General features: G+C 36.2%; 18 protein-coding genes. All 18 read right to left on the reverse strand.

Annotated features, from left to right (window positions below):
• Positions 1-71: 71 nt before the first annotated feature.
• Complete coding sequence (locus Q5760_RS15870) at positions 72-983, reverse strand: RodZ domain-containing protein (protein ID WP_428908599.1); 912 nt, start codon at positions 981-983, stop codon at positions 72-74.
• A gap of 21 nt (positions 984-1004) precedes the next feature.
• The gene (locus Q5760_RS15875) at positions 1005-1796 is read right to left on the reverse strand and encodes a DUF3388 domain-containing protein (protein WP_428908600.1); all 792 of its coding nucleotides are present in this window, start codon (positions 1794-1796) and stop codon (positions 1005-1007) included.
• Between the two features lie 291 nt (positions 1797-2087).
• Positions 2088-2333, reverse strand: a complete 246-nt coding sequence (locus Q5760_RS15880; protein ID WP_428908601.1) for a DUF3243 domain-containing protein — start codon at positions 2331-2333, stop codon at positions 2088-2090.
• Positions 2334-2441: 108 nt separating this feature from the next.
• Entirely contained in the window at positions 2442-3164 is a 723-nt protein-coding gene (gene ymfI, locus Q5760_RS15885; RefSeq protein WP_428908602.1) for an elongation factor P 5-aminopentanone reductase, read from the reverse strand.
• A 77-nt stretch (positions 3165-3241) separates the two neighbouring features.
• Positions 3242-4531 carry an EF-P 5-aminopentanol modification-associated protein YfmH gene (yfmH, locus tag Q5760_RS15890; RefSeq protein WP_428908603.1) on the reverse strand — a complete coding sequence of 430 codons (1290 nt, stop codon included), beginning with the start codon at positions 4529-4531 and terminating at the stop codon, positions 3242-3244.
• Between the two features lie 3 nt (positions 4532-4534).
• On the reverse strand, positions 4535-5809 hold the full coding sequence (gene yfmF, locus Q5760_RS15895) for an EF-P 5-aminopentanol modification-associated protein YfmF (RefSeq protein WP_428908604.1): 1275 nt from the start codon (positions 5807-5809) through the stop codon (positions 4535-4537).
• A 197-nt stretch (positions 5810-6006) separates the two neighbouring features.
• Entirely contained in the window at positions 6007-8334 is a 2328-nt protein-coding gene (locus Q5760_RS15900) for a DNA translocase FtsK (protein ID WP_428908605.1), read from the reverse strand.
• A gap of 340 nt (positions 8335-8674) precedes the next feature.
• Positions 8675-8875 carry a YlzJ-like family protein gene (locus Q5760_RS15905; RefSeq protein WP_428908606.1) on the reverse strand — a complete coding sequence of 67 codons (201 nt, stop codon included), beginning with the start codon at positions 8873-8875 and terminating at the stop codon, positions 8675-8677.
• A gap of 14 nt (positions 8876-8889) precedes the next feature.
• Positions 8890-9639, reverse strand: a complete 750-nt coding sequence (locus Q5760_RS15910; RefSeq protein ID WP_428912604.1) for a ClpP family protease — start codon at positions 9637-9639, stop codon at positions 8890-8892.
• Positions 9640-9932: 293 nt separating this feature from the next.
• The gene (locus Q5760_RS15915; protein WP_428908607.1) at positions 9933-10556 is read right to left on the reverse strand and encodes an NUDIX hydrolase; all 624 of its coding nucleotides are present in this window, start codon (positions 10554-10556) and stop codon (positions 9933-9935) included.
• A 101-nt stretch (positions 10557-10657) separates the two neighbouring features.
• On the reverse strand, positions 10658-12328 hold the full coding sequence (locus Q5760_RS15920; RefSeq protein WP_428908608.1) for a ribonuclease J: 1671 nt from the start codon (positions 12326-12328) through the stop codon (positions 10658-10660).
• 157 nt (positions 12329-12485) lie between these two features.
• Entirely contained in the window at positions 12486-13349 is an 864-nt protein-coding gene (gene dapA, locus Q5760_RS15925) for a 4-hydroxy-tetrahydrodipicolinate synthase (protein ID WP_428908609.1), read from the reverse strand.
• A gap of 32 nt (positions 13350-13381) precedes the next feature.
• Positions 13382-14614 carry an aspartate kinase gene (dapG, locus tag Q5760_RS15930; protein ID WP_428908610.1) on the reverse strand — a complete coding sequence of 411 codons (1233 nt, stop codon included), beginning with the start codon at positions 14612-14614 and terminating at the stop codon, positions 13382-13384.
• A gap of 125 nt (positions 14615-14739) precedes the next feature.
• Positions 14740-15789, reverse strand: coding sequence for an aspartate-semialdehyde dehydrogenase (asd, locus tag Q5760_RS15935; protein ID WP_428908611.1), 1050 nt, complete (start codon positions 15787-15789; stop codon positions 14740-14742).
• Between the two features lie 218 nt (positions 15790-16007).
• Complete coding sequence (gene dpaB, locus Q5760_RS15940) at positions 16008-16607, reverse strand: dipicolinate synthase subunit B (protein WP_428908612.1); 600 nt, start codon at positions 16605-16607, stop codon at positions 16008-16010.
• The gene (dpaA, locus tag Q5760_RS15945; RefSeq protein ID WP_428908613.1) at positions 16607-17506 is read right to left on the reverse strand and encodes a dipicolinic acid synthetase subunit A; all 900 of its coding nucleotides are present in this window, start codon (positions 17504-17506) and stop codon (positions 16607-16609) included. Before dpaA ends, dpaB begins: the two co-directional genes overlap by 1 nt.
• A 193-nt stretch (positions 17507-17699) precedes the next feature.
• Positions 17700-17948: a YlmC/YmxH family sporulation protein gene (locus Q5760_RS15950; RefSeq protein ID WP_428908614.1), complete on the reverse strand. Its 249-nt coding sequence runs from the start codon at positions 17946-17948 to the stop codon at positions 17700-17702.
• Positions 17949-18171: 223 nt separating this feature from the next.
• Positions 18172-19407: a M16 family metallopeptidase gene (locus Q5760_RS15955; RefSeq protein ID WP_428908615.1), complete on the reverse strand. Its 1236-nt coding sequence runs from the start codon at positions 19405-19407 to the stop codon at positions 18172-18174.
• Positions 19408-19457: the final 50 nt, after the last annotated feature.

Genomic DNA, 19457 nt, shown 5'->3' on the forward strand with positions numbered 1-19457 from the left:
TATAGCTGTTTACAGTGGTTTGAAATCTCCCTATTCAAACCCGTGAAAAAATAGTCATCAGCAACTGATGACTATTGATCCGCTTTTGTGTAGCGAATAGTAATATCTTGACGAACCTTTTCAGTAGGAGAAACGGAGTACTCCAATCTTTGATCGTTCACATAAATTTCCGTTTCTGTTGATCTACCCGCTGTAATGATTACTTCTGTTTCCTCTGAAAGATTCATTTCTTTACTCTCATCTGGACCACCTTTTTTCATCATTCCTTGGAAAAAGGAGTGTCCTTTGCCATTTTTAATATTTACCCAAGTTTCCCCTGTTGAAACTACTTTTATGACGAACTGTTCCGCATTTTTAAGCTCGTAAGTAGATTTTGAACCATTTGTTTCAACTACGGTCAATTCTTGAGTTGCTGGCTCTGGTTCTTCAGTTTCTTTAGGCTCTTCTATTTCCTCTACTGGGGAATTGTTATCACTCTCTTCTTCCTCATCTAGTTCTGCGCTGTCATTGTTTGCAGCCTTTTCCCGCTCCTCATAAGTCACTTCTTGCCTATTCTCATTTTGTTCCGAAAGATCGGTTTCAGTCCCAGTATTTTTTGAAAAATACCACCAGATAAAAACAAATAATCCAATAATGACAGCAACAATTAGTAGTTTTGGTAAAAAGTCTAATACCTTTGAGCTATTTTCACCAAGAGACCGCTTCGTCTTTACTCTTGATAGCTGACCGGGAATGTCCTCCGAGTGGGTATTAGGAATTTCACTTTTATATTCCTCAAATAGCTGCTCGGGATCCATGCCAACCGCTTCCGCATATTGTTTAATAAAGGCCCGAACATAAAATTGCCCTGGCATCAAGCTATAATTTCCTTCCTCGATGCCTATTAAATATCGTTTTTGAATTTTTGTCATTTCTTGTAAATCATCTAAACTTAAGTTTTTGGCTAATCTCGCCTCTTTTAGTACAGTACCTAATTCTGACATTTGTTACACCTTCCTACTACCTTAAAAATCAAACTCTCCGAATTCTGCAGTAGAAAACAAATTGTTTTTTTCCACAATATCATATGTAATTTCTTCATCTGGATGATGCCGAAGTTCAATCATATAATCAAAATCATCTAGTGTATACTCTGTATTTTGCACAAAAACATCTGGATGCTCAATGACTTTGACCGCAGTCAATTTCATAACGTCTTGAATGAGCTGCCAATGTTTTTCACTGGCTCTCCTCGTAGATACAATTCCGTCAATAATAAAAAGATGATCCTCATTATATTCTTCTTCTATCAACTGATTTCGAACGGTCTGTTTTAACAAAGTAGAAGAAACAAGCAACCATCTCTTATTTGCACATACACTTGAAGCTACAATCGATTCGGTCTTTCCAACGCGAGGCATTCCTCTAATCCCGATTAACTTATGACCCTTTTGTTTAATAATCTCAGCCATAAAATCAACCAATATTCCTAAATCATCCCGTACAAAACGAAATGTTTTTTTATCATCCGCATCCCTTTGTATGTATCTTCCATGCCTAACAGCTAAACGATCCCGTAACTGCGGCTTTCTTAATTTAATTAATTTTATTGTATCCATTGTTGTTAAAATCGACTCAAGTCTTTCAATTTGTTTTTCATCTTTTGCCAAAATTAATAATCCGCGTCGATTGGCCTCTACTCCATTAATCGTAACAATATTAATGGACATCATCCCTAACAGTGAAGAAATATCCCCTAGCAATCCAGGTCGATTGGCTTGAATTTCATATTCTAAATACCATTCCTGTTTCTCCATATATTTCCCCCTAAATTTCTCACTTTCCCCCTAAAATGTCATAATGATGAATGTATTTAAACTATCATATCATAAATTCCAACCAAGCCATAATTTTCTAGGATGTCCATACCTATCATAGCTGATTTTACTATAAGATGAAAGAAAATAGTTGCCATCATTTAGTAAATTTTCTAATCATATACAGTTTAGTTTGTCTTCATAAAAAAGAGGATTTTTGCTCATATTCTGAACAATAAATCCTCTACTATTTATTAATCAAAAATAGAAAATGCTGAAAACACTATATAATTAATCTTGAACTAACTTTACCATCACGTTCGCAATCGCTTGTTGCTCCTCTGGAGTGGCTACAGACCATAAATCAGCTAACACTCTTTCTTGTGGATTCTTTGGATCCACTTGCTTCGCTAAATAGTCACCAACTTGATAAGCAATATCATTAATGGTTGATTGTGGCATTCCTTGCTGTTGTGCTTGCTGTAAACGATCTCCCAAAAAGTCTTTCCATTGTTCCCAGTTTTCTAAAATAGACATATTTTTACCTCCTATTGTGTATTACTCTCTTATTTTGTTAATGGGAGATATAAAATATGCACTTAACTTTTAAAATTCAATCCAAATTTTAATGGTTCCACTATCGGCTTACGTGTGCCATCCACCATTCACTCCTAAAATCTGACCTGTAATATAAGATGCTCGATCTGATAGTAAGAACGATACACTGTCTGCAATTTCTTTCGGATGCGCAAGTCTTCCCAAAGGAATTTCCCCTTTAACAAGATCAAGTTCTTCACTACTAAATTGAGAAAGCATCGATGTTTCAACCGCTCCTGGCGCAACACCGTTAACACGAATTCCATTTAAAGCCATTTCTTTACTTAATGATTTGACAAAAGCAATCTGGGCTCCTTTAACAGTCGAATAAACGACTTCACAGGCTGCTCCTGTTTGTCCCCATATGGATGTAATCAGTAATATTTGTCCAGTTTGTTGTCTTATCATTTTTGGAAGAATTTCTTTTGCTAATAGCAATGGTGAAGTTACATGAATTCTCGTCATTTTCTCAAGAATATCAGGGTCTGTATCGACAAATAAACCATATAGGCTGGCACCGCTATTATAAACAATCGCATCAATTGAAAAGATATTTTGAACGATTTTTTTATATCCATCTTCAGTTGATAAATCTGCTTGTATAGGGATAAATTCACCTTTATAGTCAGATAGCATTTCAAGTAATTCTCGAATCGAAGATACATTTTGATTATAGTGTAAATAAAGCGAGTATCCATCCTGCGCTAATTGCAGAGCAATGGCTCTTCCAATACCGCCACTTGCCCCAGTAATTAATACATATTTATTCAATTAGGTCACTTCCTTAAGAAATACGAATTATCCCTATATTTTACCACTATAAACAAAAAACGCCGACAGTATCGGCGTTATTTTTTCGGTACTACATGACATACGGTAAAACGATCATCTGAAATAAAATCGGCGGCGCAACTCTTAATATCCTCTAATGTAATTGATTCTAAAGTTGGAACAATATCGAATAAATTCATCTTATTAAAGGCATACCGAGTAAATTGGTTGGCGATATATTCAGGTGAATTGATCGCACGAAGAAAATGACCAATTTTTTTCTTTTTCGTTCGTTCTAATCCTTCTGCAGTAAAAAGATCTCCATTTTTTGCCGTAAGCAGCATATTTTTCAACGTATCTGCTAACTTGTCTGGATCCTTTGTGTCCCCACCAATTATTGCAAAACCAAAACCTTGTTCCTGACTATAATCAAATGAGAAGGTATCATCAATTAATCCTTGGGAATACAATTGGTGATAGTTTTCAGAGCTTTTTCCAAATAATACATCTAAAATAATATTTAATGATAATTCATTTTTTAACATCTCAGAGCCTGACTGCTCCACTTTATTTGCTTTTATTCCAACTAGGCATTTGGATGTCTGAACGTTCATTTCAAGGACTTGCTTTGTTTTAGCTACTTCAACAGGCTCCGATTCAAACTTACGTCGAATATCAGGCACTTGGTCATATTGTTTTTTACTTTGATTGGTTTTAATTTGTTCCATAATTTTGTCGACATGAACAGGTCCAACGACAAACAATAGCATATTACTTGGATGATAAAAAGTACCGTAGCATTCATATAATAAATCTTTTGTTATATCGGAGATGGATTCAACCGTACCAGCGATATCAATTCGAACAGGGTGATGATGATACATATTTTCGATGACTCCGAAGTAAAGTCGCCAATCTGGATTATCATCATACATCATGATTTCTTGACCGATAATTCCTTTTTCTTTTTCAACGGTTTTTTCACTAAAATAAGGTTCTTGGACAAAATCCATCAACGTTTCTAAATTTAATTCAACATTAGAAGTACTTGAAAATAAATAGGCTGTCCGTGTAAAGGATGTAAATGCGTTGGCGGAAGCACCTTGTTTACTAAATTGTTGAAAAACATCCCCATCTTCTTTTTCAAAAAGCTTATGCTCTAAAAAGTGTGCGATTCCATCTGGAACTTTAATATAGTTGTTTTTACCGAGCGGCATAAAATGATTATCAATTGAACCATATTTTGTTGTAAACGTTGCATATGTTTTATTAAACCCCTGTTTTGGTAAGATATATACTTCTAACCCATTATCTAGTTTCTCATGATACAGTTCTTCTTGAAGTTGTTGGAATTGGATTTTTTCCATTTCTTATTGCCCCCTTTCAGTTAAAAAATAGACCGTATCTAATTCAACTTTTTGTGCCACTTTGATAATTTCGTCTTTTGTTACCGCATCCATTTTCAAAATCCAATCATCAAGAGCAATATTTTCCTGGGATACTACATTATGATAGAGAATCTCTACCATCCCCCTTGATGTATCAATCGTTTCTAACAATTGATTTTTAATAACCGCCTTTGTTTGACTTATTTCTTCATCAGAGAAATCCCCAGTAGCCATCGCCTTCATTTGCTCTTTTATGATGGACACTGCCTGGTCATAATTTTTATTATCGATTCCTGACATGACAAGCATGAGCCCTTTATGACTCTCTAAACGGCTCGCCACATAGTATGCAAGACTTGCCTTTTCCCGTACATTGATAAATAATTTCGAATGAGAAAAGCCCCCAAATATCCCATTATACACTTGCAGAGCATAATAATCCTTATCCCCATAATAGACTTTCGTTCGACAACCTATATTTAATTTCCCTTGTTTCACATCCTGCTCTTCTTTTATTTCTTTTACTCCGGTTATATTCTGTGCTAATTTTCGATCGATTGTTTTCGGAATACGTTCGGCAAAAACCATTAATTGTTCTGCGGTTTTCGCGACTTCTTCACTATTTACATCCCCTACTACATATAAATCCAGTTCGTCTTGTGCAATTGCCCGTTCATAATACTCGAAAAGATTAGCGGCTGTAATCGCTTCCACATCCTCAAGTTGACCATGAACATTCATTGCATACGGTTCTTCTTTACACATTTCCTGAATAAGGCGATAATTTGAATATTTCATTTTATCATCATAGATCGATTGAATCCGCTGTATTAATGAGCGTTTTTCATTATCAATGGTTGGTTGATCAAAAGAGTCGCCTTCTGCATTTGGATTTTTTATGACCTCAGCCAAAAATTCAAATGCTTTTTTTAATAAGGGCTCAGAATTTGATAAAAATTTCTCATTCGCGATTTCTACTGTAAAGCTCATCACATGGTATTCACCTTTTTTGGCTAGATCGACATAAAATAAAGCACCATATAATTCGTCTAAATATGACCTTAATTTTGAAGTAGTCTGATATTGTTTGGAGCTACTTTGTAAAACATGGGGAAGTAAAGCTCGCTTTGTTACATCTTCCCTATTTAAAGGTGCCTTCATTTTAAAGACAATTGTGTTCGTTTTAAATTTATCTGTTGGGATGACATGAAGATTGATTCCCTGTAATTTAATAACCTCTTCTGAAAAAACTCCCATGTACGTTCCTCCTTAAATGAATGACTTATATTAAGCTTATGTATAGACGATGTAAGTTATTTTTATGATTCTTCATAACCTTACTATACCTTTATACACTTCTACTGTTCAAGTTTATAGAAAGTGTAGCTTATAATTTGTCTATTAGCTAATATAACTAAAAAAAGTGCAGACCATTCATCTGCACTTTTTCTTATTTAACTTATATCTTCTGACTGTTTGCCAACTAGTACAGCTCGCGGCTTACTACCTTCGTAAGGACCAACAATCCCTCTAGCTTCCATCTCATCTATTAATCTGGCCGCTCTTGTATAACCAATTCGAAATCTTCTTTGAAGCATGGATACAGAAGCCGTTTGCATTTCAATCACTAAATCGACTGCATCTCCATAGAGCTCGTCATCAACTTCACCCTTTGTTTCAGGAATATCATCAGGGATCATGTTTTCTTGATATTGCGCCTTCTGTTGGTCAATTACAAAATCAACGATTTCCTGTACTTCTTCATCTGATAGAAAAGCACCTTGAATTCGAACAGGTTTTGATGCACCAACAGGATGGAATAACATATCCCCCCTACCTAATAACTTTTCTGCTCCTCCCATATCTAAAATGGTTCTTGAATCCACAGCTGATGAAACAGCAAAAGCAATTCGTGAAGGAATGTTTGCTTTAATTACACCGGTAATAACATCTACAGAAGGACGTTGTGTTGCAATAATTAAATGAATCCCTGCAGCACGTGCCATTTGCGCCAAACGAGTAATCGAATCCTCCACATCAGATGAAGCTACCATCATTAAATCGGCAAGCTCGTCTACAATAACGACGATATATGGCAAAAGTGGCTGTTGTACTTCTTCTGAAGCATTATGTTTTCTTATATGATCGTTATACCCCTCGATATTTCTAGTACCAGAATGCGCAAACAAATCATATCTTCTTTCCATTTCCTCGACTACCTTTTTTAATGCTTGAGAGGCTTTTTTCGCATTTGTAACCACGGGTGCTAGTAAATGGGGAATTCCGTTATAAACATTTAATTCCACCATTTTCGGATCAATCATCATGAGCTTAACTTCATGTGGCTTAGCCCGCATGAGAATACTTGTAATGATCCCGTTTATACAGACACTTTTTCCGCTACCTGTCGCTCCTGCAACAAGTAAGTGCGGCATCTTATTTAATTCTGCAAGAACTGCTTCACCTGTTATATCACGACCTAATCCAATCATTAACTTTGAATCTGGCTTATCGTTTGGATTTGCCTCAATTACTTCTCTAAGGGAAACCATCGCTACTTCCGTATTTGGAACTTCAATTCCAATCGCAGACTTTCCTGGAATAGGAGCCTCCATCCGAATGTCTTTAGCAGCTAACGCAAGCGCTAAGTCATCTGTTAAACTCACAATTTTACTTACTTTCACACCTGCACTTGGATGTACTTCATATTTGGTAACAGCTGGTCCAAGATGAACTTGCGTGACGTTTGCTTTAACACCAAAGCTTTGGAAGGTTCGCTCTAGTTTTGCCGCATTTTCATGAATCATTTTATACTCTCCGCTTTGGTCAGTATGCGGTGGCTTCTTTAAAAGATTCATTGGAGGTAATTCATAATCAACATTTTCAACCTCTGTAAAAGTAATTGGTGGTGCTTCTTCCTCCTCCTCATGGTCTACAGTAGTATTTTTCTCCGTTTCAGGTTCATGAGATTCGGATTCACCATTTGCAGGATATACTTTATCCGTAAAACTAGAAATGATCGGTTCAGGTCTAGCTTCTTCTGGCATAGGTTCAATGATGTCAGGGTCGGTTGATTTCTTTTCAACAATTAATGGTTTCTTTTTCTCAGTCTCTTTCTTCTCTGTACGATTTATCTTCCAATGCTGCTTCCAATTTGATAAATCACCCTTAAAGGCAACCCAATGTTTCTTCAGCCACTTGAAAATGGACATGATAAAAGCAAGGATGGTCTGTCCAAATGTCTTCCCAGTTAATAAAATAATACCGATTATGATCAAAACAAACCCAATTAATTGCGTTCCTGCTTCGTCAAATAAATAATAGAATAGTGCAAATAAAACCGCTCCTACCATTCCGCCACCTAAATCTGTTGGCTTCGACTCCCCGAATACCTCCATCCAAAATAAATCCCAAGTATTTGAAATAACACTAGGATTTACGAATTGATTACCATTTGAAAGAAGTTGAAAAAGGGTAACATGACTTAAGAGAAATAACGAGGAGAAAATGATGTATATACCAATTAATTTATTTGAAAACAAATAGGGTCTTTCACGTTTCCACATTAAATATCCACCATATACAATCATCCCGAGCAGAGCAACCATATACCATTCACCAATGAAAAAACGGAAAAATTGTACAATTGTTTTTCCTACAGCACCTAATTCCGCCATTGAAATGATAGCTAGTGATACTAGCAACAAGGCAACTAATTCATACTTAATGGTTTGCTTAAGATGATCTCTACTCTTAGATTGCCGCCTTTTTCTTTTGGCCATGAATCACACACACCTTAACATATAATTTAAAGGAAGAAAGCAGCCTATTGGCTGCTTTCTCTTAACAGTAACCCTATTATATCATACAAAACACCGAACATACATGCCCTATTGAAAAAATTCTCCATATATGCCAGATTCTTCAGTGCGATCAATTTGACTCGTTGAACTTTGGTCCGGATACAACCTTTGAGCTCGCTCGAGAAATTCCCTTAAAAAATTCGAGACATAACCCGGAGGCTTTAACTTCATTCAGCTTAGGGTTAACGCCCACTTAATCGATTAATGCTTGCGTTCATCTCGGCCACCTAGAATCGTTAAAGACTTCTGCTGAGGGAAGTTAAAACTTTTTATTAGATAATATAGTGCCAGGACAATAACGTTCATCTAAATAATCACAAGGATCACTGCTCATAATCCGAATAACACGATAATCATGGTTATCATCCATTTCAACTAACAATGGAACTCCTCCGTAATCAATCATCGTTTGCTTTCCATATTCCATCTCATCAGTCTGAAATATTAGTTCCTGAGGCATTGTTGTATATAAAATCATTGTACAAGTCCCTCATTTTCTTGTCCATTTTGCTTATTTTTAAGCTCGATTAACTCATTTAATTTACTCATAGCTTCTCCAATTCCACCAACAGCATCAATGAGACCTGAGTTAACCGCATCCATCCCAATCACGTTTGTTCCAATATCTCTTGTTAGATTTCCCTTTGCAAACATGAGATCTTTAAAATCCTCTTCACTTATTGCAGAATGTTTTGTAACAAATCGGATCACACGATCTTGCATTTTATCTAAATATTCAAAGGTTTGCGGTACGCTAATCACAAGTCCAGTTAATCGAATTGGATGAATGGTCATCGTTGCTGTTTCAGCAATAAAACTATAATCACATGAAACAGCAATAGGAACGCCAATTGAGTGACCTCCTCCTAAAACAATGGATACCGTTGGTTTTGACAAAGAGGCTAACATTTCTGAAATTGCTAGACCTGCCTCCACATCACCACCAACCGTGTTTAATATGACCAACAATCCCTCAATTTTAGGATTTTGTTCGATCGCAACAAGTTGCGGGATAATATGTTCATATTTCGTTGTTTTATTTTGAGGGGGTAAGGCAAGATGACCTTCAACCTGACCAATAATCGTAAGACAATGAATCTTAGAATCTTGTGCCATCTGTGGTACATTTGTTTGTCCAAGTTGCTGTATTTTCTCTATTAAGCTTGGTGGTTGATCCTCTTTAGGTTGTTCTTGCCCTTCACTTCTTACCTTCTCCTTATCCATAAACGAAAAATCTCCCTTCTTAGACATATAAGTTTAGTATGAGATATACTTTCCCTTTTCATGCAAAGGAGATAGTTTTTTATCCCTTCTTAACTGGCAGTAAGGTCCTACTTCAACGTACAAAGGAATTACCTATTGTTGATAGGTAGGAACCAACTGACAGTAAAGATCCGAGAAAGATATGCACAGACTAGCTTTGCCTACGGAACCGTCTTCAACGTCTGTGTGAAGGGCTTGCTGCTAGTCTCAACTAACCATCAGTGGAAATCACTACTGGTGGAAGTTCCACGTTATCATTCGTTGTTTTTTAAAATGGACAAGAAATGGACTAATATTTTAGCAGTTAATCCCCAAATCACTTTTCCATTATATTTGTAAAAATATTCATCTTTATGGCGAATCTGCCATTTATAATTTTCTCCACCAACTAATAGGTCAACAGGAAAATCTTCTTCTGGAACTACTTTAAAATGGATTTTATATACTTCTGGGTCATTGTTTAGAAAATAGGTTAACGGCACGGTAAATACCTCACCCACTTCCCATTCATTTGGTTTAATTTTTTCTGGATTTTTAATGGTACCCACAAAGGGATAAATAATATTACCTGTCGCATTAACCATAACATCGAGTGGCCATACATTTTCAATATCGTCTTCATTAATACCTAGTTCTTCTGAGGTTTCACGAATGGCACATTGACATGGGCTCAAATCTTCCTTTTCAATTCTTCCACCCGGAAAACAAATTTCACCAGGCTGTCTTCTTAAATTCATGGATCGAACTTCAAACAAAATATGAGTCTCATTTTCTTTTGTTATAAGCGGCAATAATACGGCATATTTTTGAAACTCTTGGTGACCAAGTATGTTGGGGCTATGTTCTTTTATTTTATTGATTACATGTAATAAATCCATCCAATAACCTCCTCCATCTATTAGAATATAGCACTTTTATTCATTTTTAAGGGTGTGAAACAAGGCTGACTCGAAACAAGAGGAGTCAGCCTTAAATATAATTATTTAACTTCCATGATAATAGGTAAGATCATAGGACGACGTTTTGTTTTTTCATATAAATATTGATTCAGACTATCACGCATATCCTGTTTAATCATAGACCAATCAAAAGTATCTCTTAAGATGCTTTGTTCAACAATTGCACGAACACGACTTGAAGCTTCTTCCAGTAGTTTTTCAGATTCTCTGACGTACACAAAGCCCCTTGAAATAATTTCAGGACCTGATGAAATTTTCTTTTCCTTTTTATTTAACGTAACGACCACAATTAAAATCCCATCTTGTGATAGTAATTTTCGATCTCGTAGGACAATATTTCCTACATCTCCAACTCCACTACCATCAATTAATACATTGCCGGCAGGGACTTTACCACCTGGGCGAATTCGATCATTTTTAAATTCAACCACTTCCCCCTTTTCTGGGATATAAATCCGATCGTCAGTTAGACCACATTCTTTTGCTATACTCGCATGTGCTTTCAACGCTTTATAATCTCCATGGACTGGAACCAAGAATCTCGGTTTCATGAGGTTGATCATGAATTTTAATTCTTCTTGGCTTCCATGACTAGAAGTGTGATAAGATTTTTTACCACCTAATACAATGGCTCCTGCTCGATACAGCATATCAACTGTTTTAGAAATTAGTAATTCATTCCCTCTTATGGCGTAAACAGCAAAAACAACTGTATCCCCTTTTTGAATATTCACTTGCTTGTGAGTTTGTTTAGCCATTTTTTGTAAGACTTCTAGCGGCTCGCCCAATTTTCCAGTTGTTAAGATGACAATTTCATCTTCAGGATAATTTTTAATTTCAGAAATCGGTATGATGATCTCATCATGGACATGTAAATAGTCTAATTTTAAGCCAATATCAAAAATCATTTGTAGGCTTTTCCCAACAATTGCCACTTTACGTCTACTTTCATATGCGGCATCAAAGATATGCTGAATCCGATACAAATCTGATGCAAAACATGCTGCAATAATTCGACCTTTTGCATTATAAAAAGCATCATTCATTTCCTTTGCAACAACAGCCTCAGATAAAGTATATCCAGGTTTTTCTGCATCTGTACTATCAGATAATAAACATAGAACCCCTTTTTCCCCAATCTCTACCATTTTTCCTATTTCTGGCTTATATAAATCACTTGCCGATTGGTCAAATTTAAAGTCACCTGTGTGAACGATAACCCCTTTTGACGTGTGGATGCAAATGGCTACTGAATCAGGGATATTATGATTAACTCTAAAGAATGAAATTCTAGCCGAATCAAATTCTATAACCGAGTCAGATGTAATTTCGTTAAATTGGACTTTTTGGTAAAATTCTTGTTCCTTCATTTTAACTTGGGCAAAAGCAATCGTAAGTTTCGTTGCATAAACGGGTACGTCAATCTTTCTAAGAAGATAGGATAAACCACCGATATGGTCCTCATGACCATGTGTTAGAAAAACTCCTTTAACTCTACTTTCATTTTGAATTAAATAACTATAATCTGGAATTACGATATCTATTCCGAGCATTTCATTTTCAGGGAACATTAAACCAGCGTCAATGACAAAAATATCTTCATCCACTTCCACCACGTACATATTTTTGCCAATCTCGCCTACTCCCCCTAAAGCAATAAGCTTAATATTTTCATTTTCTCTTGTCTTCAAATCCAGCTTCCTCCTATGTTGTAATACGCCGATCGAAATCAGATACCTCTATTATACTTGATTTCAGAAAACCATTACAACAATGAAATATGAAAGAAGAGGGTTCAAATAGAAAAACCCAGTCATAAAAACTGACTGGGTTTTCTCGATTAATCAATTATAATATTTTACTTAATGATAATCTTTCCTGCTCTGTTAAAGGGATGAGTGGGAGACGAACCGTCCCGACGTCAAGACCTTTCATTTGTAAAGCAGTTTTGACAGGTACTGGATTTGGTGCCTTGAACAATTCAACCATGAGTGGGAGCAATTTTTGATGAAGCTTTGCGGCTTCCATAATCTTTCCATCCAAAAACATAGTTATCATTTCCTGCATCTCACTTCCAATGATATGGGAGGAAACAGAGATTACACCTGAGCCACCAATTGATAAAACAGGAAGCGTATTTCCATCGTCCCCTGTATACAATTCAAAATCATCTGGTGTATTTGCAAGTATCTCAGTCATATTATTCAAATTGCCGCTCGCTTCTTTAACAGCTACGATATTTTTAATTTGCGACAAACGTATAATCGTTTTTGGTTCAATATTAATAACCGATCGACCTGGAATATTATAAAGTAAAATAGGTAAATTTGTATTTTCCGCGATTGTCTTAAAATGTTGATAAAGACCCTCTTGATTCGGTTTGTTATAATACGGAGCAACAAGCATTACCGCATCTGCACCTAATTCTTCAGCCTTTTTGGTTAATTGAATAGACTCATAAGTATTGTAGCTTCCTGTTCCTGCGATAACTGGAACTCTTTTGTCGGCGACTTTCACTACATGACCGATTAAAGCTAATTTTTCCTCTTTGGATAATGTCGGTGATTCACCCGTTGTACCACATACAACTAAAGACTCACTTCCATTTGCAATTAAATGGTTGACTAGTTGAGTTGTTTTAGAAAAATCGATATGTCCCCTGCGATCAAATGGAGTCACCATAGCTGTTGCAATTCGACCAAATCGAACCATACAACCACTCCTTCCCAATTAGATCATATCATCTAATTCTCATCTTCATCTTCATTATGTTCTTTCTCTAATTCGAAAGTATTGTGCAAGGCATTAATGGCTGCGACTAAATCTACCTGTTTAACTAGTATCCAAATTGTTGTATGACTATCAGCCGACTGTAAAATTCTAATACCATTTTTGGATAGAGCCTCAACAATTTTGGACGTTACTCCAGGAACACCTGCCATTCCCGCACCAACTACAGATACTTTCGCACATTCCGGCTCTATTTCGAGTTCGTAGCCTAGAGCATTTAAAATAGAAACAGCCTTATTCGTCATTTCCTCTGTAACCGTGTAAACGACTTGATTAGGTGAAATATTGATAAAATCCACACTAATTTTCTCATTGGCCATTGCTTTAAAAACTCTTGTTTGTAAGTCATATTGACCTTCTTTTGCAAAGACTTTTATTTGCGTTACGTTGGGTAAATGGGCTATACCGGTTACCGTACGATCCTTTATGACTCGATCATGGTAAATATTTGTAATCAATGTTCCTTTATGATCCGAATACGTCGATCGAATTCGAATCGGTACTTTTGCCTGTTCAGCAATTTCAACTGCACGGGGATGGATCACTTTTGCTCCTTGATAAGCCATATTACAAACCTCTGTATACGTTACAACAGATAATGGACGTGCATGTTCTGCTATTCGAGGATCTGCAGTCATAATTCCATCAACATCTGTAAAAATATCGATAAAATCTGCGTTAATCGCTGCACCAATCGCAGCGGCAGAGGTATCACTGCCTCCCCTTCCAATCGTGGTCATATCACCATTTTTGGTCTGACCTTGAAATCCTGCGACGACAACTACATCATGTTGATTTAATTCATTTAACAGTCGTTCACATTTCATTTCAACAATTCTTGCATTGGTATGATCACTATTGGTTAAAAAGCCAGCTTGAGCTCCAGTTAAGGCTGTCGCTGTAATTCCTTCACTTAATAACATATCCGTAAAAACCACACTTGAAATAATTTCTCCACACGAAATTAATAGATCTGTTTCACGGTTGGAAATCAAACGATCTGGTGAAGAAATAAGTGAAAGCAATGTGTCTGTTGCATATGGATCTCCCTTTCGACCCATAGCAGATACAACAACCACAACTTTGTAGCCTTCTTTTAAAGCTGCTTCAATATGTTTTTTTGCATGTTTTCTTCCGTTTTCATCTCGAACAGAAGTTCCACCGAACTTTTGGACAATTATTTTCATTGCTACACCTCTAAGATCCATACTATGATGAATTTCTAATTTTGTTATTATCTTTGATGAAATAATAGGCATGGAGTCAATGTAGATGAATATACCATGTTCAAGAAACAAAAACTAGTCTTTCTTTACTTTACCAATCCAAGTTTAATCAGGCTTTCTGCGATTTGGACAGAGTTCCAAGCAGCACCTTTTAATAAATTATCAGATACGACCCAAAGGTGGAATCCCTTATCGTTATCTAAATCTTTGCGAATTCGACCAACAAAAACATCTTGAGAGCCTACAGAATCTGCTGGCATTGGATATACTTGATTAGCTGGGTCATCTTGAAGAACGACACCAGGTGAATTCTTTAATAACTCTTTTAGTTCTTCAACAGTAACCCCAGACTTTTCAACCTCTACATAGACTGACTCCGAGTGTCCTACTGCGACTGGTATACGTACACATGTTGCCGCCACTTGAATTTGTGGGTCATGCATGATTTTTTTCGTTTCATTAATCATTTTCATTTCTTCATAGGTAAAGCCATTATCTTGGAATACATCGATTTGTGGAATCGCATTAAATGCAATTTGATAGTGTTTCTTATCACTTTTAACTGGTAAAATTGCTGGCTCAAATGGCTCATCATTTAAAATGGCTTTTGATTGCTCTGTTAATTCATCAACTGCAACCGCTCCAGAACCTGAAACAGCTTGGTATGTTGATACAATGATTTTCTTTAATCCGAATTGTTGTTTGATTGGTTCAAGTGCTACGACCATTTGAATCGTTGAACAATTAGGATTTGCAATGATCCCGTTATGATTTAAAAGATCCTTTTCATTTACTTCTGGTACAACTAACGGTACCTTTTCATCCATTCGATATGCACTCGTGTTGTCAACAACGATTGCACCGTGTTTAACTGCATGGGATGCTAATTCTTTTGACACACTGCCGCCTGCACTAAACAAGGCGATGTCTACCCCTTCAAAACTATCAGGTTTTGCTTCCTGAATCGTATATTCTATTCCATTCACTTCTACCTTTTTACCTGCAGAACGAGCTGAAGATAGTAATGATAATTGTGAAATCGGAAATTTTCTATTTTCCAGTGTTTTGATTATTTGCTGTCCAACTGCTCCAGTTGCTCCAACTACTGCTACATGAAAGCCTTTTTTCTGTTCCATCATTTATTCCCCTTTCAAATCAAAAAAATATTCTGGAAATAGTCTGACTATATGATATAGTGACGAACCTGAATCTTCAACAACAAATTCTAAAGTTCATATCCTGTTTCCAAGAAATATACAAAGAAGGCGAGGTTAGAAACTTTCGCCTATCTTTGTAACACTTTCATATATTTTATCACAATAAAATTTTAAAGAAATCTTTTTATTTAAAAAAACTAGTTTTCATCTTTAAAGCGTTCAACGAGCACTGGTTGAAGTTGTTTCCCTTCTAATGCAGCTTCTACCGTATCTAATAACAGCGGCATTCTTGCAACCATTGAGTTTGGTTTATTTACTGGGTCATCTTGCCCATACGGGATAAAATAGATATTTTTTGTTGACATTAGCCTCATTAAATTTATCCCGTTTAATCCTAAAGCATCGTTAGTAGAAATCCCTAAAACTACTGGTTTTTGATTTCTTAAAGTTGCCTTAGCTGCCATTAAGACCGGGCTATCAGATAAGGCATTTGCAAATTTACTCATACTTGCACCTGTTAATGGGGCAATAACCATACAATCTACAGGAATTCTAGGTCCTAGTGGCTCAGCTGCAACAATCGAATCAATGATCTTATTACCCGTTACTTCTTCAATGCGCTGAATCCAGTCTTCCCCTTTTCCAAAACGTGTTGTCGTATTTTTTACCGTAAACGTAACGACTGGAACTACTTCAGCACCTGCATTTACCAATCTTTCAATTTCAGGGAAAACTGCATCATAGGTACAATGAGAACCCGTTAAACCAAAACCAATTCGTTTTCCTTTTAAATTCATCATGATTGCTCCTTTCGATTTTCATATACTTCTTCTAGTAATTGTGAAAGGACATTGGCTAAAATCGCTCCAGCAGTTTTTGGAGCTACGATACCTGGCAAACTTGGTGCCAATAAGGCTTTTACCCCTCTTTTTTCTGCGTATCTAAAATCTGTTCCACCTGGCTTCGAAGCAAGGTCAATAATTAATGTATTTACAGGCAATTTGGCGATTACTTTTGCAGTTACGACTAAATGTGGAATCGTATTAATTAAAATATCTGTATCTGAAACCATATTGGCTAAATCATCTAAATGAAATGGAGTTAATCCCATCTCTGTAACACGAGCAATATGTTCTGGCTTTCTTGCTCCGACTTTAACTTTTGCACCTAGTAAATGGAAAGTGCGAGCAACACTCATTCCCACTCTTCCAAGTCCTAGCACAGTAACATTCGATCCATGAATGGTAATATCCGTGTGTTGGATGGCCATCATGATAGTGCCTTCAACTGTAGGAATCGAATTATAGATCGCTACATCGTCACGGCTAAACAGTAATACATGACGGCGTTTCGTATTATCAATGATATTTTGCAAATAAGGATTTGTAATACCAGAAAAAATTGTACAATGTTGTGGGGTTTTCTCCACCATCTCTTCTAGTAACTTAATTTTTTCATTTGAAAAAATGGTATCTACATGACCATCTGCTGTAGTGCCAGCAACTGGTAAAATGATGGCATCCAATTGTGAAAAGTCAAGGTCCTCTATCTTTTCTTTACTTGCTCCTGTAAAAGCATGATCCAACTGCTCAAAGCCGACGAGTGATAACTTTGCATCTAATTCAGTTAATTTACGAACGACTTCAAGCTGTCTTGCATCGCCACCTATAATGGCAATTTGCATATCTGTCAACATGAAATTTCACCTTCTTTTGTTTAGGACTAGAATGGTATTTTCCAGGTAAACATCATGGTCCTTAAAGTCAGATTACGGGACTACTTCAACATCATATGTCATTTTGTAAAAATCCGTGACGGCTGATTCATTACATTTAGAAAATAAATCCCAAATTCCCCATAAATCAAAAAAACAGTAACCCCTTTAGGGGTCACTGTTCTTCAAGGTTTTCCATATCTAAAATAATCATATCATTGCCGACTTTTTTAATCTGATTCCAGCTAACTCGGATTTCATTTCCTTGTTTTCTCATGCCAAACCATTTTAATGAAGGGATGATTAATGTTTCAATTTGACCGTTTTTTTCATTAATTTCTAAATCAGTTTGACCCAAAACGCCTAATCGCTCGGCGCGATTAACATCCACGATTTCTTTTCCGCTTAGCTCACTTAATCTCATATTTTCCTCCCTCAATCATTTCTATATTTAATCATACTAAACCATAGAATGGATTAGACTACCTTATCTTTTAAAATCTAATTATTTAAGACAAGTCTCTTGTGCATTTTGGTTGTGGATTCCTCCGGCAATTTACTTTCCCTTCAGCTACGCCTTAGCCTTCCTTTTCCTTTAGAACAGACAAAACAAAAAAACAGCCTATAATTTAGACTGTTTTTATGATTTATAAACCTTTTGGTAGTTCACCTTCAGGACTTATTAAGGATACAGAGAAATCATCTGTAAAGATTCTTGAAGCCATATCATTCACACTGTCCTTCGATACAGCGTCAATTTGTTCAACCATTTTATCTAGAGAACGATGTCTTCCTAAAACCAGTTCATTCTTTCCATTTCGACTCATACGGCTATTGGTACTTTCAAGGCTTAACATTAAGCTTCCTTTTAATTGCTCTTTCGTATTAGAAAGTTCTTTATCCGTAATTCCATCTCTCTTTAAGTTTCCTAACGTTTCTTGAATTGTTTCATATAAAACACCTAATTGCTTAGCTCCAGTTCCACCATAAATGGTTACAATTCCCGAATCTTCAAATGCTGAATGATAGGAAAATACAGAATAGGACAGACCTCTTTTTTCCCGTACCTCTTGGAAGAGACGACTACTCATACTGCCGCCCAAAATATTATTCATGATAATTAAACTATAAATATCATCATGCCCCACAGGAAGACCCTCATATCCTATACAAAGATGCGCTTGTTCTGTATCTTTTTTCCTTGCAATTTGATTGATATGAAAAGCAGGTTTTTCTTCATCCTTGGTTCGTTTACCACCCTCATAAGATCCAAAGCGTTTTTCAACTTCTTTAATAAAGGATTCTTCGATGTTTCCTGCGATTGAAATGACAACGCGCTCAGGAGTATACATATTATGCATATACTCTTTTAGGGTATTTCCGGTGAAAGTTGATAGTGTTTCTTCTGTACCTAAAATGGGATAACCCAGCGAATGATTTTCGTAAATCGCTTTACTTAATAGGTCATGGACAATATCATCCGGTGTATCTTCATACATTTTAATTTCTTCATAAACGACATTTTTTTCTTTTACCAATTCATCTTCCACAAAAGTTGAATTGAAGAACATATCCGAAAGTACATCTAATGCAAATGGAGCATGGTTATCTAATACTTTTGCATAATAACAGGTATACTCTTTTGATGTAAATGCATTGACTTGACCACCAATGCTGTCAAATGCTTCTGCAATTTCTAAAGCAGATCTAGTCTTTGTTCCCTTAAAGAACATATGTTCCAAGAAATGAGAGATCCCGTTATTGCTTAATGTTTCATTACGGGAGCCTGTTCCAATCCAAATTCCGATAGCTACAGATCGTACGGTCGGAATATTTTCTAGTACAACTCTTACCCCGTTTTGACATGTATATTTCTTGATCAAATAAACTCCTCCTGTTCCGAACCAAAAGATGCTATTTCAAATTTACTATA

The sequence above is a fragment of the Niallia sp. Kr1 genome (assembly GCF_050389805.1).
Lineage (GTDB): Bacteria > Bacillota > Bacilli > Bacillales > Cytobacillaceae > Bacillus_BD.

What these genes read in the sequence shown, in the direction of transcription:
- Q5760_RS15880 (WP_428908601.1), bottom strand. Translation starts at nt 2,333, where the DNA reads ATGTCTATTTTAGAAAACTGGGAACAATGGAAAGACTTTTTGGGAGAT.
- dapA (WP_428908609.1), bottom strand. Translation starts at nt 13,349, where the DNA reads ATGGTTCGATTTGGTCGAATTGCAACAGCTATGGTGACTCCATTTGAT.
- dapG (WP_428908610.1), bottom strand. Translation starts at nt 14,614, where the DNA reads ATGAAAATAATTGTCCAAAAGTTCGGTGGAACTTCTGTTCGAGATGAA.
- Q5760_RS15875 (WP_428908600.1), bottom strand. Translation starts at nt 1,796, where the DNA reads ATGGAGAAACAGGAATGGTATTTAGAATATGAAATTCAAGCCAATCGA.
- Q5760_RS15910 (WP_428912604.1), bottom strand. Translation starts at nt 9,639, where the DNA reads ATGGATAAGGAGAAGGTAAGAAGTGAAGGGCAAGAACAACCTAAAGAG.
- asd (WP_428908611.1), bottom strand. Translation starts at nt 15,789, where the DNA reads ATGGAACAGAAAAAAGGCTTTCATGTAGCAGTAGTTGGAGCAACTGGA.
- Q5760_RS15900 (WP_428908605.1), bottom strand. Translation starts at nt 8,334, where the DNA reads ATGGCCAAAAGAAAAAGGCGGCAATCTAAGAGTAGAGATCATCTTAAG.
- dpaA (WP_428908613.1), bottom strand. Translation starts at nt 17,506, where the DNA reads ATGTTGACAGATATGCAAATTGCCATTATAGGTGGCGATGCAAGACAG.
- Q5760_RS15915 (WP_428908607.1), bottom strand. Translation starts at nt 10,556, where the DNA reads ATGGATTTATTACATGTAATCAATAAAATAAAAGAACATAGCCCCAAC.
- Q5760_RS15870 (WP_428908599.1), bottom strand. Translation starts at nt 983, where the DNA reads ATGTCAGAATTAGGTACTGTACTAAAAGAGGCGAGATTAGCCAAAAAC.
- dpaB (WP_428908612.1), bottom strand. Translation starts at nt 16,607, where the DNA reads ATGAATTTAAAAGGAAAACGAATTGGTTTTGGTTTAACGGGTTCTCAT.
- yfmF (WP_428908604.1), bottom strand. Translation starts at nt 5,809, where the DNA reads ATGGGAGTTTTTTCAGAAGAGGTTATTAAATTACAGGGAATCAATCTT.
- Q5760_RS15950 (WP_428908614.1), bottom strand. Translation starts at nt 17,948, where the DNA reads ATGAGATTAAGTGAGCTAAGCGGAAAAGAAATCGTGGATGTTAATCGC.
- yfmH (WP_428908603.1), bottom strand. Translation starts at nt 4,531, where the DNA reads ATGGAAAAAATCCAATTCCAACAACTTCAAGAAGAACTGTATCATGAG.
- Q5760_RS15905 (WP_428908606.1), bottom strand. Translation starts at nt 8,875, where the DNA reads ATGCCTCAGGAACTAATATTTCAGACTGATGAGATGGAATATGGAAAG.